This is a genomic window from Sorangium sp. So ce176, assembly GCF_051519835.1.
Classification (GTDB): Bacteria; Myxococcota_A; Polyangia; order Polyangiales; family Polyangiaceae; genus Sorangium; species Sorangium cellulosum_G.
The window spans coordinates 1423413-1436728 of the sequence record NZ_CP150371.1; the positions used below are offsets into that span (position 1 = coordinate 1423413).

Below are 13316 nucleotides of genomic sequence, written 5' to 3' on the forward strand. Positions count from 1 at the left end.
GGGTAAACATCGTATGCGAGCCAACCCGTTGCCGCCTAGAGCCGTGCGTCGTAAATTCAGAGATCCCCCGCGCCCTCGATCCGCCTCGTCAGCTCGTCAGTCCCGTGAGCGGCCCGTTGCAGTAGTTCGGGTCGCCGAACGACTCCGTGTCGACGCCCATCGACTGGAGCAGCGAGACGAGCAGGTCGTTATGCCCGACCTGCTTTTGCTGCGACACGAAGCGGCCCGTCTTGAAATGGCCGCCCCCGCTCCCGGCGAGCACGTAGGGGATGTTCTGGCGCAGGTGATTGCCGTCGGCGTGCTCGTTCGTCCAGAAGATCACCGTGTTGTCGAAGACCGAGCCGTTCCCCTCCGGCATGCTCTTCAGCTTCGCGATCAGGTAGGCGAGTTGCTCGGCGTAGAAGCGGCTGATCATCGTGAGCCGCTTTCGGTTCGCCGGGTCCGCATAGCCGTTGTGCGCCATCGGGTGGTGGCCCTCGGTGATGTCGGGGCCGAGGAAGCTCAGCACCTTGGTCGTCGCCGAGTTCGTGAACTGGAGGCTCGCGACCCGCGTCAGATCGCACGCGAGCGCCATCGCCATGAGATCGAGCTGGAGCCGCGCGATCTCGGGCATGCTGGCGACCTTGTCCGGGTCGACGTCCGGCGTCAGCGCCGGCTCCGCGCACGCCGCGGAGGTCGGGGCCACGCCGCGGTCGAGGCGCGACGCGATGTCCTCCACCGACGCGAGGTGCCCGGCGAGCTTCTCCTGATCCGCGGCGCCGAGGCGCCGCTGCAGCCGCTTGTAGTCGGCGGCCACCTTGTCGAGCACCGCCCGGCGCTGCTCCGTCTTCCGCGACGTCGCCTCCGGCGCGACGGAGAAGTCCGAGAAGAGCCGGTCGAACGCGGCGTACGGGCTGTTCTCCGGCGGCAGCGGCTGCGCCGGGCCGCGGTACGAGATGCGCGCGCCCACGTTCGCCCCGTAGACGAGCACGCCGAGCTCCAGCGAGAGGAACCTCGTCCTCGTGCCGATGTGGTTCGCGATCTCCTGGTCGACCGAGATGCCGTCGGCCCAGCCGCACGACAGCCCCGCGTCGCCGGGGAAATCGCCCTCCTGCATCGCGCGCGCGGTCAGGCACTGCCCGGTGCCCTTCTGGTGCGCGTCGCCCGGCCCCACCAGCGCCGAGAGCGCGCTCACGTTGCCGAGGACGAGGAGGTCCTCGTTGTGGTCCTTGAGCGGCGCGAGGATCGGCGACAGCTCCTCGCCGTTCCGGAGCTGCGTCGACGACGGCCAGAAGTCCGGCGGGACGGTGCCGTTCGGCGTGTAGAGGACGACGAAGCGCTTCGGGAACTCGGCCCCGAACGAGGCGCGCCCCGTCTCCTCCGACGCGGGGGCGAAGCGCTTCGAGCAGCCCATCACCTCGAGGAACGGCAGCGCGAGCGCCGCGCCGCCGAGGCCCCGGAGCGCGGCGCGGCGGCTGAGTCGGAACGGCTTCATCACGGCTCTCCTTCTGCGGCGCCGCCCTCGGCGCTCGGTGCGACGATCGCGCGGCGGTAGCGGAACGCGTCGGTCTGCGTGAGCGCCACCAGCAGCGCCTTGATGTTGTACCCCGACGCCTCGAACGCCTGCGTCGCCTGCGACAGGCTGCAGGCGTCCTCGCCCTGCTCGGCGCGGCCCTGGCCGAAGCGGAACCACTGCTTCACCACGCACGCCCGCACCTGCTCGCTCTCCGCGAGCCGGTGCGCGAGCTCGACCGCCCCGTCGAACGGGCCGTCGACGTCGGTCTGCGTCAGCTCGCCGCTCGCGTCGACCGGGATGCCGTTCTCGGCGTCCCGCCAGCGCCCGAGCGCGTCGTAGTGCTCGAAGCCGAACCCGATCGGATCGAGCAGCGCGTGGCAGCTCCTGCAGCCCGGATCCGAGACGTGCTGCGAGAACTGCTCGCGCGTCGTCTTCGTCGGGTCGACCATGGGCGGCTCCGGCACCACGTCCGGCGGCGGCGGCGGGATCTGGCAGAGCAGGCTCTGGCGCACGAACCGGCCGCGGTGCACCGGCGACGACCGGTTCGGCTTCGCGTAGAGCGACAGCAGCCCGGCGTGCGTCACGAAGCCGGCGCGCTGCGACGGATCGAGCGCGACCCGCTCGAACGCGTCGCCCCGCGGCCCGCCCTCGACGCCGTAGAACTCGGCGAGCTCCCGGTTCATCATCGAGTAGGGCGCCGTGAACAGCGTTGTCACGCTCGCGTCCTCCTCGAAGATCGCGTGGTCCAGGAACGCCTCGGTCTCGGCCTGGAACAGCGACAGCAGCTCGTCCCGGTACTCGGGGTAGAGCTCCGGATCCTTCCCGCCCGCGGCGACCTCGTCGATCTTCGCGAGCCCGAGCCACTGGCGGTGGAAGTTCTTCACGGCCTCGCGCGCCCGCGGGTCCTCCAGCATGCGCCGCGCCTGCGCCTCGATCTCCGCGGCGGTGCCGAGCGCCCCCCGCTCGGCGGCGGTGAAGAGCGCGTCGTCGGGCATCGTGCCCCAGAGCAGGTACGAGAGCCGCGAGGCGACCTCGTACGAGGTGAGCTGCACGACGTCGCCCTCGACCGGATCGGGCATGCCGAGCTCGACGCGGTACAGGAAGTGCGGCGACTGGAGCATCGCCTGGACGACCAGCGCGAGCCCTGTCGGCGCGTCGTCGGGCGCGTCGCCGAGCGCGATCCCGCGCTGGAAGAGCGCCACGAGCTCGTCGACCTCGTCCTCGGCGAGCGGCCGGCGGAACGCCCGCTTGCCGAGCGAGGCGACGAGCGCCGCGATCTCCTCGCGGCAGGCGGCGCCCCCCGCGGCCTCGCGGCACGCGGGCGCCTCGCCGAGCAGCTTGCCGGCCGCGCGCTCCGCGATGCCCTCGGCCGCGGCCATGTACTGCTCGGCGAGCAGCGGGCTCACCACGAGCGCCGCCGCCTGGTTGTTGAAGCCGAGCGACTCCTCTTCCGGCACGAAGCCCCGCGCAGGGCGGGTCTCGTCGCCGAGCAGATCGGCGATCGTGTTGTCGTACTCCACGCGCGTCATCCGTCGGAGCGGGGACTCGCCGGGCTCGATCGCGGTGCACAGCGGGGCCGTCGCCTCGCCGTCGTCTCCGTCGTGCGCGGGCAGTTCGCCGAACTGACCTGAGCAGGACGCGAGGAGGAGCAGGCCGATGGGCCAGCGGAGAGCTCGTGGTTCAGCCATGATGCCTCGTCGGCGAGCGCGCGCTGGGGCCGAGGGCGGGTGGGTCACCCGCCTCGTGCAGCGCGCGGCGCGTGGAGCGCGCCCCCTCGCCATCATGCAGCGAGCGTATTGCAATCCGCTTCTCCGGGACAGGCGCCTCGTGGGAAAAGAAGGAGAATCGAGTGGGAGCTAGGGGCCGATGGGTTCATCCCGTACGCTCAGGTCTTACCGCCGACTCCGGTGGACGCGGACTCCGCCCCTCCAAGGCGGCGCTCGACCGCGGACGCAAAGAGCGCTTATGCTCGCGCCCAATGCAAAGGCGAACGCTCGCCTGTCCTGTCTTGCGTGCCGGTCCTCTGCGCCGCGCGCGGCGCCGCTCGGCGGCCGCGCTTGTCGTCGCGGCGCTCGCGGCTCCGGCGCCCGCGCTGGCCCAGGGCGCCGCGGCGCCCCCCGTTGAGCGCGCGGAGCTGAAGGAGGGCGACGGTCGTCCGCCGTCCGTCGGCACCGAGCTCTTCAGCGCCGGTGTCGATCTCGAGATCGCCGGTCGCACGCTGTCCTATAGCGATCTGCTCTCCGAGAACCTCCGCACCTACAGCGTGCTCGGCGCGTTCATGCCCTCTGTCCGCGGCGAGCTGTACCCGCTCGCGCGCAGCGCGCTCCCGGTGCTCCGCGACCTCGGCGTCGCGCTGTCGTACGCCCGCGCCGTCGGCCTCGACTCGACGGGCACCGGGGGAGCGAGCCTGTCGACGTCCTGGAGCCGGCTGCACGCCGGTCTCAAGGGCCGATTCCATCCCGCGGGCCAGCGCGGGCCGGTCCTGTCCGCGACAGGTGGACTCTGCTGGATCGACTTCGATGTGGAGCCGACGGACGACCCGTCGCGCGACGCGGCCTCGGTCTCCTACGTCACGTTGCGCCTGGGCCTCGACGGACGCGTGCCTGTCGGCCCTGTCGCGCTCGAGGCGGGCGCGGGCTACCAGGCGCCGCTCTCGACGGGCGCGCTCGCGTCGTATTTCCGCGAGCCGAGCGCCGGCGGCGTCGACCTCCGCCTCGCGGTCGCGGTCCCGTTCGCGCCGGGGCTCGAGGCGCGCGCCGGCGCCTCCTACACGCGCTTCTTTTATGATTTCGACTCCGAGCCTGGCGACCCGTACGTCGCGGGTGGGGCGCTCGACCAGCTCTTCGGTGTTCACCTGGGGGTCGCTTATCATGGCTACTGACGCTCGCGAGCGGCGCCCGGCGCGCGCCGCGCTCCGGCTCCGCCGCGGCCTCTGGACGGCGTCCGCGCTCGCCGCGCCGGCGCTGCCGCTGCTGCTCGCGGCGTGTCCGGGGACGATCGAGGACAAGGAGCGGTTCAGGCCGCGCGAAGGCGGCCCGGACGACGTCGCGTGCGCCGACGTGCCGACGGCGTTCGCCGAGCGGTGCGGGGGCGTGAGCTGCCACGGGCCGGGCGAGCCCGCGGCCGCCCTCGATCTCGTCACGCTCGGCGTGGACGCCCGCGTCGCCGGCCGCCCGGCCCAGAGCTGCGCCGGGGTGCTCGCCGACCCCGAGCGGCCCGAGGAGAGCGTGCTCTACGTGAAGCTCACGGAGGCGCCGTCGTGCGGCGCGCGCATGCCGCTCGGCGCGGCCCCGTACTCGCCCGCCGAGCTCGCGTGCGTGGCCGCCTGGATCGCGGAGCTCACGCCTGTCGCGTGCAGCGGCCTCGACTGCGGCTGCCCCGGATGCGTGTGCGCGCCGGGCGCGCAGGAGGCGTGCTACACGGGCCCGGACGGGACGCGCGGCGTCGGGCGCTGCGCGGCCGGCGCGCGCACATGCAACGCGGAGGGCACGTCCTGGGGCCCCTGCACCGGGGAGGTCCTGCCCGCCTTCGACGCGTGCGACACGCCCGACGACGAGGACTGCGACGGCGTCATGCCCGCCTGCGAGGACGTGTGGAGCCGCGGCTTCGGCGACCCGAACGGCCAGTATGCCCGGTCCGTCGCGTTCGACGCGGACGGCAACGTGCTCGTCGCCGGCCAGATCGAGGGCACTGTCGACTTCGGCGGGGGCCCGCTCGTCGCGACGGGCTCGGGCGCCGACGCGTTCGTGGCGAAGTTCGACAGGTTCGGCACGCACCTCTGGAGCAAGCGGTTCCCTGGCGAGGGCAACCAGTTCGCGATGGCGATCGAGGTCGACCCGAGCGGCGACGTCGTCGTGGCGGGGCGCGCCTTCGGCAGCGTCGACTTCGGCGGCGGCGAGCTCGCGTCGCGCGGGAGCGACGACGTGTTCGTCGCCAGGCTCGACAGCGACGGCGAGCACCTCTGGAGCAGGATCCTCGGGGGAACCGGCGCCGATCGCTGCGACCGCATCGCCATCGGCCCGTCGGGCGACGTCCTCGTGGCCGGCGGCTTCCACGGCGAGGTCGACTTCGGCGCCGGCGCGCTCGAGAGCGCCGGCATGCGCGACGCCTTCGTCCTGGGGCTCGACCCCGACGACGGCCGCACGCGCTTCGCCGTGCGCGCCGGCGGCCCGGGCGACGACTACGCCCACGCGATCGCGGCGGACGCGACAGGCGACATCGTCGTCGCGGGCCATTTCTCCGGCGCCATCGACCTCGGCGTCGGGCGGCTCGAGAGCGCGGGGCTCTCCGACGTCTTCCTCGCCAGGCTCGGCCCTTCCGGCGACCCCCTCTGGAGCGCGCGGTTCGGCGGCGCCGAGGCCGACGAGGCCCACGACGTCGCGGTGCACCAGGCCACGGGCGACGTGGTGCTCACGGGCACGTTCGCGTCGACCATCGACCTCGGCGGCGGGCCGCTCGAGAGCGCCGGCGGCCGGGACCTCTTCGTCGCCAGGCTCTCCGGCGCCGGAGAGCACCTCCTCGGCCGGCGCTTCGGCGACGCGGAGGATCAGCTCCTCACCGACTTCGAGACAGGCGCGCGCGCGAGCGTCGCCGTGGACGAGGCCGGCAACGTCCTGCTCGCGGGGCCGCTCTTCGGCTCGGCCGACTTCGGCGGCGGCGCGCTGACGAGCCGCGGCAAGACCGACGTGTACCTGGTCAAGCTCGGCCCCTCGGGCGCCCACCTGTTCAGCTCGCTCTTCGGCGACGCCCAGACGCAGGTGGGCCTCGACGTCGCGGCGGGCTCAGGCGCGAGCGCGCTGCTCGCCGGCCGCTTCTACGGCAGCATCAGCTTCGGCCAGGGGCAGCTCTCGGGCGCGGGGCAGGGCGATGCATTCGTCGCGAAACTTTCCCTGTAGCGCCCCATTGTAAATGTGGCGCTTTGTTGTACAAAAGCGTTGTCTACGGAATGTCCGCTACGGCAGAGGCTGTAACCGCTTGTGCCAATATGCCTCGCCTGAGGCAGCGTGGCCTTCGCTTGCTGTCCATATCGCCTCGATTGCTCCTGTTCTCGCTGGGTTTCCAGCTTCTCCGTCGTGGCATGCTCTCTGCTCGGTGAGGTGCGACCCGTGCGGCGAACGCCGCGCACCCCCTGTCGGAGAATGCCTGTCGAGCCAAGCGGGCGAGTCCGGAGGAGCAGAGGTATGCGCATCCTGCTTATCACCAAGATCTTCCCGAACGCGATGAACCCTGGACAGGCGCCGTTCAACCGGCGGCAGTTCGCCGCGCTGTCGCGTTACTGCGATATCGACGTCTTCGCGACGATCCCCTGGTTTCCCGGGGCTTCCAGGTTCTCCAAGTGGTCAGTCTCGAACGACGCGCCACGCGAGGAGATCATCGAGGGATTGCCGGTGCGACACCCGCGCTTCCTCTACCTGCCCAAGGTGGCGCCCTACCTGAACGGCCCGCTCTACGCGGCCTCGATGCTCTTCGAGCTCGCGCGGCACCACCCGGCGCCGGACGTCATCGTCGGCTCGTTCGCCTACCCGGACGGCTTCGCCGCCGTGTGCCTGGCGGAGCTGCTCGGCGTCCCCGCGGTCGTCAAGGTGCACGGCTCGGACATCGACGTGCTCTCGCAGCAGCCGGCGGTGAGGCCGGCGCTGGAGTGGGGGCTCCGGCGCGCGACGCGCGTCGTCGCCGTGAGCAAGCAGCTCAAGGAGGGCGTCCACGCGCTCGGCGTGCCGCGCGATCGCATCGACGTGGTGATGAACGGCGTCGATCGCTCCATGTTCCGGCCGCGCGACAGGGGCGAGGCCCGCGCTGCCCTGGGCCGCTCGCCGGACCGCCGCCTGCTGCTCTACGTCGGTCACCTGCTCCGCGACAAGGGCGCGCTCGACGCGATCGCCGCGTTCGAGCGGCTCGCCCCGGCGCACCCGGACGTCGACCTCGTGCTTGTCGGGAGCGGCGCCGACGAGCAGGCCTGCAAGGCGGCGGCGGAGCGGCTCGGCGATCGCGTCCTGCTCACGGGGCGCCTGCCGCACGACCAGGTGGCGCGCTGGGTCGCCGCCTGCGACGCGCTGGTCCTGCCGAGCCACCACGAGGGGACGCCCAACGTCGTCATCGAGTCGCTCGCGTCAGGCCGCCGCGTCGTCGCGACGCACGTCGGCGGCATCCCCGACGTGCTGAGCAGCCCCGCGCTCGGCGAGCTCGTCGCGCCCGGCGACCTGCCCGCCCTGGCCGAGGCCATGTCGCGCGCGGCGTACGCGCCGTACGATCCCGAGCGGATCGTCTCGCTCGCCGGGTGCACGGGGTGGGACGAGAGCGCGCGCGCGTTCTACGACGCGATCCTCGCGGCGCGGGGCGAGCGCCCCATGGCGGTCCCCGCGACCGAGATGCGCCCGGTGCTCCAGCTCGACGGCGCGCCCCCCTCGTCCAGGCGGTGGGCGCCTCCGCCCGCGTCGCGGCGGTTCCCCGAGGCCACGCAGCTCGGCGTCGGCCAGGCCTGATCAGGGCTCGAACCGGGCCGGAGGAGCGCGGCCCCGCGCGCTCCTCCAGGCCTCCCCCTCACGCCGCCGAGGCGGCCTTGTCCGGCCGCAGGCGCACGGTGGGTCCGGGGTCCGGGGGCGGCGGCTCCCCGCGCGGCATCGCGGCGCGCGCCGCCCAGAAGGCCCGCGCGTCCTCCGCCGTCCACGGCGGCGTCGGCGCGCACGCGTCGAGCGCCGCCAGGAGCTCGCGCGCGCTCTGGTAGCGGTCGCCGGGCTTCTTGGCGAGGCACCGCATCACCACCTCTTCCAGCTCCGACGAGAGCGGCCACGGCGCGCGGAGCGACGGCGGGATCGGCGGCATCGTCAGGTGCGAATAGACGAGCTTGCCGAAGCTCCGCCCTTCGAAGGGGGCCACCCCGGTCAGCAGGTAATAGAGCGTCACCCCGAGCGAGTAGATGTCGCTGCGCGCGTCGATGGGGCCCGCGGAGATCATCTCCGGGGACATGTAGGTCGGCGTCCCCTTGATCACGCCGACGTCCGTCATCGTCGCGTCTCCCTCGAGGGTCACCTGCTTGGCGATCCCGAAGTCGAGCACCTTGAGCACGTCGTGCTCGTCGCCGACGCGCGTGATGTAGAGGTTGTGGGGCTTGATGTCGCGGTGGATGACGCCCGCGTCGTGCGCCTCCGCCAGCGAGAGGCAGGCCTGCCGCGCGAAGTGCACGACGCGGGCGGGGGTCATCGGGCCGTGATCGCGCACCAGGGTGGCGAGATCCGCGCCGGCCAGGTGCTCCATCGCGATGTAGAAGATGCCGTCGCTGCTCGCCCCGAAATCGAAGATCCGGATCGTGTGCGGCGACGTGAGCCGGCTCGTCGCGCGCGCCTCGCGCTCGAAGCTGCGCACCTCGCCCTCCGACTTGCTCTCGCTGCGGAGCAGCTTCAGCGCCACGTCGCGGCGGAGCGACTCGTCCCAGGCGAGCCACACCTCGTTCTGCCCGCCCCGGCCGACAGGCGCCACGAGCCGGTAGCGGCCGAGCTTGCGGGCCTCGTAGACCTGCTGGCGCGCCGACCAGAGACCGTGGCTCGCCGCCGACACGAGCGTCGCGGTGGCGAGCACGAAGATGTAGTTGCACGCGAAGACGACGAGCGACCGCTGCGACGACCACTGCTCCGCGAGCCCCGGGTCGAGCGACGCCCCCGCGCCCATGATGATCGGGAAGCTGAGCGCCACCGGGAGCGTCATCCGGAGCGAGCGGGTGAAGTGCGTGGGCAGGATCGTCGCGTCGACGAGCATCACGATCGAGAGCCCGTGCATGTAGTTCCAGGTGAGATCCCCGAACTCCAGGGCCATCACCGAGATCAGCCCCCCCGTGCTCCAGACAGCGAAGACGTGCGCCGCGTCGAGCAGCTCGGCCGAGGTCTGCTCGCGCCGGGCGAGGAGGTAGAGCCAGAGCAGGATCACCTCGCCGAGCAGCCGGTAGAGCAAGAGCCGCGAGATCGACGCGCTCGGGAACACCGCCACCACAACGAACACGTCGAGCGCTGCGAATGTGGGCCAGGTCACGAGCGCTGTGGGCAGGCCCCGGGCCATCGCGCGGCGCTCTTCGAGCGCCTCGGCGCCGCGAAACCCCTGCGATCCCGACGGATGAAAGCTGCTCGAGGCGGTCATGTGCGGCGCGGCCCAGGGCGCATTGGAGCGCTGCGCTGGCGGGGAGTCAAAGCGCACGTCGCGCGCCGGTGCGATGGGGAGCGCCGGGAGGTCACGCGCGGAGACGGGCTGCTACAGTGGCGCCCGATGCCGGAGCGATGCGCGTGGGTGACCGCCGATGCCGACTACATTGCCTACCACGACGAGCAGTGGGGCGTGCCGGTGCACGACGACCGGATGCTCTTCGAGATGCTGATCCTCGAGGGCGCGCAGGCGGGGCTGAGCTGGCTCACCGTGCTGCGCAAGCGGGCGGCGTACCGCGAGGCGTTCGCGGGCTTCGACCCGGCCCGCGTCGCCCGCTTCACGCCGGCGCGCGTCGAGGAGCTCCTCGCGAACCCCGGGATCGTGCGCAACCGGCTCAAGGTCGCGTCGGCCGTCAACAACGCGCTCCGCTTCCTGGAGGTGCAGCGCGAGCACGGCAGCTTCGACGCGTACCTCTGGGGCTTCGTCGGCGGGGCGCCCGTCGTGAACGCCTTCCGGGCCCCCACGGAGATCCCGGCGAAGACGGCGGCCTCGGACGCGCTCAGCAAGGACCTCCTGCGCCGCGGCTTCAAGTTCGTCGGCTCGACGATCTGCTACGCGCTCATGCAGGCGACCGGGATGGTCAACGATCACCTCGTGGGCTGCTTTCGCTACGACCAGGTGAACACGATGAACCGGATGAGGCGCTGATCGGCCGTGGCGAGGATCGGGTACTACGTCCACGGGCGCGGGCGCGGCCACGCGAGCCGCGCGCTCGCGATCACGGGCGCCCTGCGCGAGCGCGGCCACGAGCTCAGGATCTACGCCGGCGGCCAGGCCGCGGAGCTGCTCGGCGCGCTGCCGGAGCACCGCCCCGTGCGGCCCATCTACCCCGGCGTCGGCGGCGTGATCGAGCTGCCGCGCCGGGTCGCAAAGGAGCTCGTCGAGCAGGCGGGCTTCCGGCCCGACGCGATCGTGAGCGACGGGGACCTGCCCTCGCTGCTCGCCGCGCGGGCGCTCGGGATCCGCGCTGTCGCGATCGGCCACGATCTCGTCTTCTCGCGCTGCCGCCTGCCCGAGGGGCTGCCGCGCCTGCGGGTGCTCGCCTGCCGGCGCACGACCTGGGCCTCCACCCGCGCGCGCCATGCCGTCGCTGTCCACTTCCTCCCCGTCGAGCCGGAGGCGCCGGGCACCGTCGTCGCGCGGCCGGAGCGCCGGCTCCCGGCCGCGGGCGCCGCGCGCGACGTCGAGCCCGGGGCGGTCGTCTGCTACTTCAGCGAGTACGACGCGCGCGGCGCGCTCGAGCGCATCGCGCGCGCGGGCCGGCGCGTCGTCGCGTTCGGCGCCCCCGGCGTCGACGTGCCCGGCGTGACGGCGCGGCCGTTCGATCCGGACGCGTTCCTCGCCCACCTCGAGGCGGCGTCGGCTGTCGTGACCACCGCCGGCAGCAACGTCCTCGCCGAGTGCGTGCTCGCGGGGAAGCCGGTCCTCGCGCTGCACGACGAGCGCCACCACGAGCAGACGCTCAACGCCCTGCTGGCCGAGCGCGCCGGCGTCGCGGTGGCGAGCCCGCTGCTGTCGCTCTCGCCGGGCGTGGTGGCGCGCTTCTTCGATCGCGCCCGCGCCGCTGACTTCGCACGCATCGACCTGGAGCGCGCGCTGCCCAGCGCGCCGTCGGCCGCGCGTTCCCTGCTGGACGAGGCGTGCGCAGACAGGGCCTAGGTGCAACGCGACGTTCGCACCGCCGGGCGTGGCGTCACGCGAGACAACCGGCATGAGGTTTGCTAATCACCGGCCGTTCGGCCGACGAGGAATGACTGCTGTGATGAGCAGCAGGCCGCGCTCGCGGGCGCGGGAGCGACACGATGGCCGCAAGCGCGACATGCGCGTCAGACCGCCTGTCACGCTGCGCGCATCGGTCATCGATCACGGCACGCGCCGCCCCTCCAGGAGCAACGAAGATGACCATGGATGCATTTCAGCCGCTCGGTGACCACCGGAGCGATCGCGGGCAGCACGAGGCGATCGTGTCGGCGCGCCACAATCCATCCCCTGGGCCCGCACGGGGAGGGCACCCCTTCGTCAAGGCGCAGGTGGCGGCGCCGGAGAACCCGTTTGCTTCCCTCTCCGGGGCCAACGGGCGGCCGCTCAAGGTCGCCATCCTCAGCGACTTCACGCGCATTCCTTACGCGAACGGGGCGGTCTTCCAGACGCGGGCCCTGTATCGGGCGCTCAACACCTGTGGTCACCAGGCAACACTGATCGGACCTCGGGATCCGGACGCCTCGGCCGACGAGATGCCCCCCGGCACCATCGCCCTGCCCAGCGTGCCGCTGCGCACCTACCCCGGGGTGCACCTGCCGATGCCCCTGGAGTCCTACGTGTTCGATCCGATGCGGTGGGATTTCGACATCTGCTTCGCCCAGACCACGACGCTCCTCGTCGAGTTCGGCATCTGGCTGCGCAAGATGCGCGGCACCCCGCTGCTCTGCGTGAACACGACGCACCTGGCGGCCGCGTACGACGTGCTGCTGCCGGAGCGCATCTCGCGGATCGGCGCGGTCCACACGGTGCTCCACAAGACGCTCCGCGCGCCGATGGAGCGGCTCTTCGTCGACCTCTACAACCAGGGCGACGGGCTCGTCGTGCTGAGCGAGGGCCTGCGCGACTACTGGCGCGACCGGGGCGTGAAGGTGCCGATCCACGTCATCCCGCGGATGGTGCCGGAGGACGTGTTCGATCGCTCGCTCGGCCCCGACCCGTACGCGCCGCTGCTCGAGGAGCGCGGCCTCGACGTGCGCGGCCCGCGCTTCGTCTGCGCCGGGCGGCACACCCGCGAGAAGTCGCAGCACCGCCTCATCCGGATCTTCGCCGAGCACATCGCGCCGAACCACCCGCAGGCGACGCTGACGCTCGTCGGCGACGGGCCGGACAGCGCGGCGTACGCGGCGCTGGCGCGGGAGCTCGGCGTCGCCCGGCGGGTGATCTTCACGGGCGAGGTGCCGTACAGCCGCATCTCGGACTACTACCGCCACGCGACCGCCTTCCTGCACGTGTCGCTGAGCGAGACGTTCGGCAACGTCCTCAGCGAGGCGCTCTGGTGCGGCTCCCCGACGGTCGCGTTCGCGGACGGCATGGGCGTGAGCTCGCAGATCCAGAGCGGCCACAACGGCCTGCTGCTCGAGCCGGGCCGCGGCGCGCTCGCGGAGGACAAGGCGAACGCCGCGTTCGCGAACGCCGCGCTCGCGCTCGCGCGGGACCCTGCGGCCGCCGCGCGCCTCGGGGGCGCGGCGGCGCAGCGCGCGCGCGAGCGCTCCTCGCCCGTCGTCGTGCAGCGGATGCTCGCGAACGCCTTCGTGAACGCGCGCGAGCACGCGGCGCAGTCCGGCATCCGCCCGCTCGTCGAGGGGCCGAAGGCGCTCCAGTGGCTGGAGACTTTCCGGCACTTCCGTTCCTGGGTGGGCTTCACCGGCGGCCTGTTCGCCTTCGGCCACCTGCGCCCGGCCGCGGCGCCGCGGCCGAAGGGGATCCAGCCGTCGTTCTGCGCGTGATTGCGCGTGATTTGCGCGTGATTTGCGCGTCATTCTGCGCTTGATTCTGCGCCGCGCGCGGTTCTGCGCGTGAGAGGTTGCTCGCCGTCGTTCTGCGCCCCGCGCGTGGTACGACCTGCCCCGCGCCGGCCATCCCGGCGCCG

9 protein-coding genes are annotated in these 13316 nt (G+C 72.7%); 6 read left to right on the top strand and 3 right to left on the bottom strand.

Annotated features, from left to right (window positions below; all coding sequences use genetic code 11):
- Window positions 1–88: 88 nt before the first annotated feature.
- Window positions 89–1474, bottom strand: coding sequence for a DUF1552 domain-containing protein (locus WMF42_RS05290; protein ID WP_437690607.1), 1386 nt, complete (start codon window positions 1472–1474; stop codon window positions 89–91).
- On the bottom strand, window positions 1474–3183 hold the full coding sequence (locus tag WMF42_RS05295) for a DUF1592 domain-containing protein (RefSeq protein WP_434045818.1): 1710 nt from the start codon (window positions 3181–3183) through the stop codon (window positions 1474–1476). Before WMF42_RS05295 ends, WMF42_RS05290 begins: the two co-directional genes overlap by 1 nt.
- Window positions 3184–3503: 320 nt before the next feature.
- On the opposite strand from WMF42_RS05295, the gene WMF42_RS05300 reads away from it, so the two are divergent.
- From WMF42_RS05300 to WMF42_RS05310, 3 genes are all read left to right on the top strand, one after another.
- A complete protein-coding gene (locus WMF42_RS05300; protein ID WP_233561350.1) occupies window positions 3504–4376 on the top strand; it encodes a hypothetical protein in 873 nt (290 codons plus the stop codon).
- Window positions 4366–6390 (top strand): hypothetical protein, encoded by a 2025-nt coding sequence (locus WMF42_RS05305; RefSeq protein WP_061607549.1) that lies wholly within the window; start codon window positions 4366–4368, stop codon window positions 6388–6390. Before WMF42_RS05300 ends, WMF42_RS05305 begins: the two co-directional genes overlap by 11 nt.
- 285 nt (window positions 6391–6675) lie before the next feature.
- Window positions 6676–7977: a glycosyltransferase family 4 protein gene (locus WMF42_RS05310; RefSeq protein ID WP_061607548.1), complete on the top strand. Its 1302-nt coding sequence runs from the start codon at window positions 6676–6678 to the stop codon at window positions 7975–7977.
- A gap of 58 nt (window positions 7978–8035) precedes the next feature.
- On the opposite strand, the gene WMF42_RS05315 is transcribed toward WMF42_RS05310, so the two are convergent.
- Entirely contained in the window at window positions 8036–9622 is a 1587-nt protein-coding gene (locus WMF42_RS05315; RefSeq protein ID WP_233561349.1) for a serine/threonine-protein kinase, read from the bottom strand.
- 126 nt (window positions 9623–9748) lie between these two features.
- On the opposite strand from WMF42_RS05315, the gene WMF42_RS05320 reads away from it, so the two are divergent.
- From WMF42_RS05320 to WMF42_RS05330, 3 genes are all read left to right on the top strand, one after another.
- Window positions 9749–10333: a DNA-3-methyladenine glycosylase I gene (locus WMF42_RS05320; protein WP_437690610.1), complete on the top strand. Its 585-nt coding sequence runs from the start codon at window positions 9749–9751 to the stop codon at window positions 10331–10333.
- A gap of 6 nt (window positions 10334–10339) precedes the next feature.
- Window positions 10340–11344 (top strand): glycosyltransferase family protein, encoded by a 1005-nt coding sequence (locus WMF42_RS05325; RefSeq protein ID WP_061607546.1) that lies wholly within the window; start codon window positions 10340–10342, stop codon window positions 11342–11344.
- A 245-nt stretch (window positions 11345–11589) separates the two neighbouring features.
- Window positions 11590–13173 (top strand): glycosyltransferase, encoded by a 1584-nt coding sequence (locus WMF42_RS05330; RefSeq protein WP_233561348.1) that lies wholly within the window; start codon window positions 11590–11592, stop codon window positions 13171–13173.
- Window positions 13174–13316: the final 143 nt, after the last annotated feature.

What these genes read in the sequence shown, in the direction of transcription:
- WMF42_RS05320 (WP_437690610.1), top strand. Translation starts at nt 9,749, where the DNA reads ATGCCGGAGCGATGCGCGTGGGTGACCGCCGATGCCGACTACATTGCC.
- WMF42_RS05310 (WP_061607548.1), top strand. Translation starts at nt 6,676, where the DNA reads ATGCGCATCCTGCTTATCACCAAGATCTTCCCGAACGCGATGAACCCT.
- WMF42_RS05330 (WP_233561348.1), top strand. Translation starts at nt 11,590, where the DNA reads ATGGATGCATTTCAGCCGCTCGGTGACCACCGGAGCGATCGCGGGCAG.
- WMF42_RS05315 (WP_233561349.1), bottom strand. Translation starts at nt 9,622, where the DNA reads ATGACCGCCTCGAGCAGCTTTCATCCGTCGGGATCGCAGGGGTTTCGC.
- WMF42_RS05290 (WP_437690607.1), bottom strand. Translation starts at nt 1,474, where the DNA reads ATGAAGCCGTTCCGACTCAGCCGCCGCGCCGCGCTCCGGGGCCTCGGC.
- WMF42_RS05295 (WP_434045818.1), bottom strand. Translation starts at nt 3,183, where the DNA reads ATGGCTGAACCACGAGCTCTCCGCTGGCCCATCGGCCTGCTCCTCCTC.
- WMF42_RS05305 (WP_061607549.1), top strand. Translation starts at nt 4,366, where the DNA reads ATGGCTACTGACGCTCGCGAGCGGCGCCCGGCGCGCGCCGCGCTCCGG.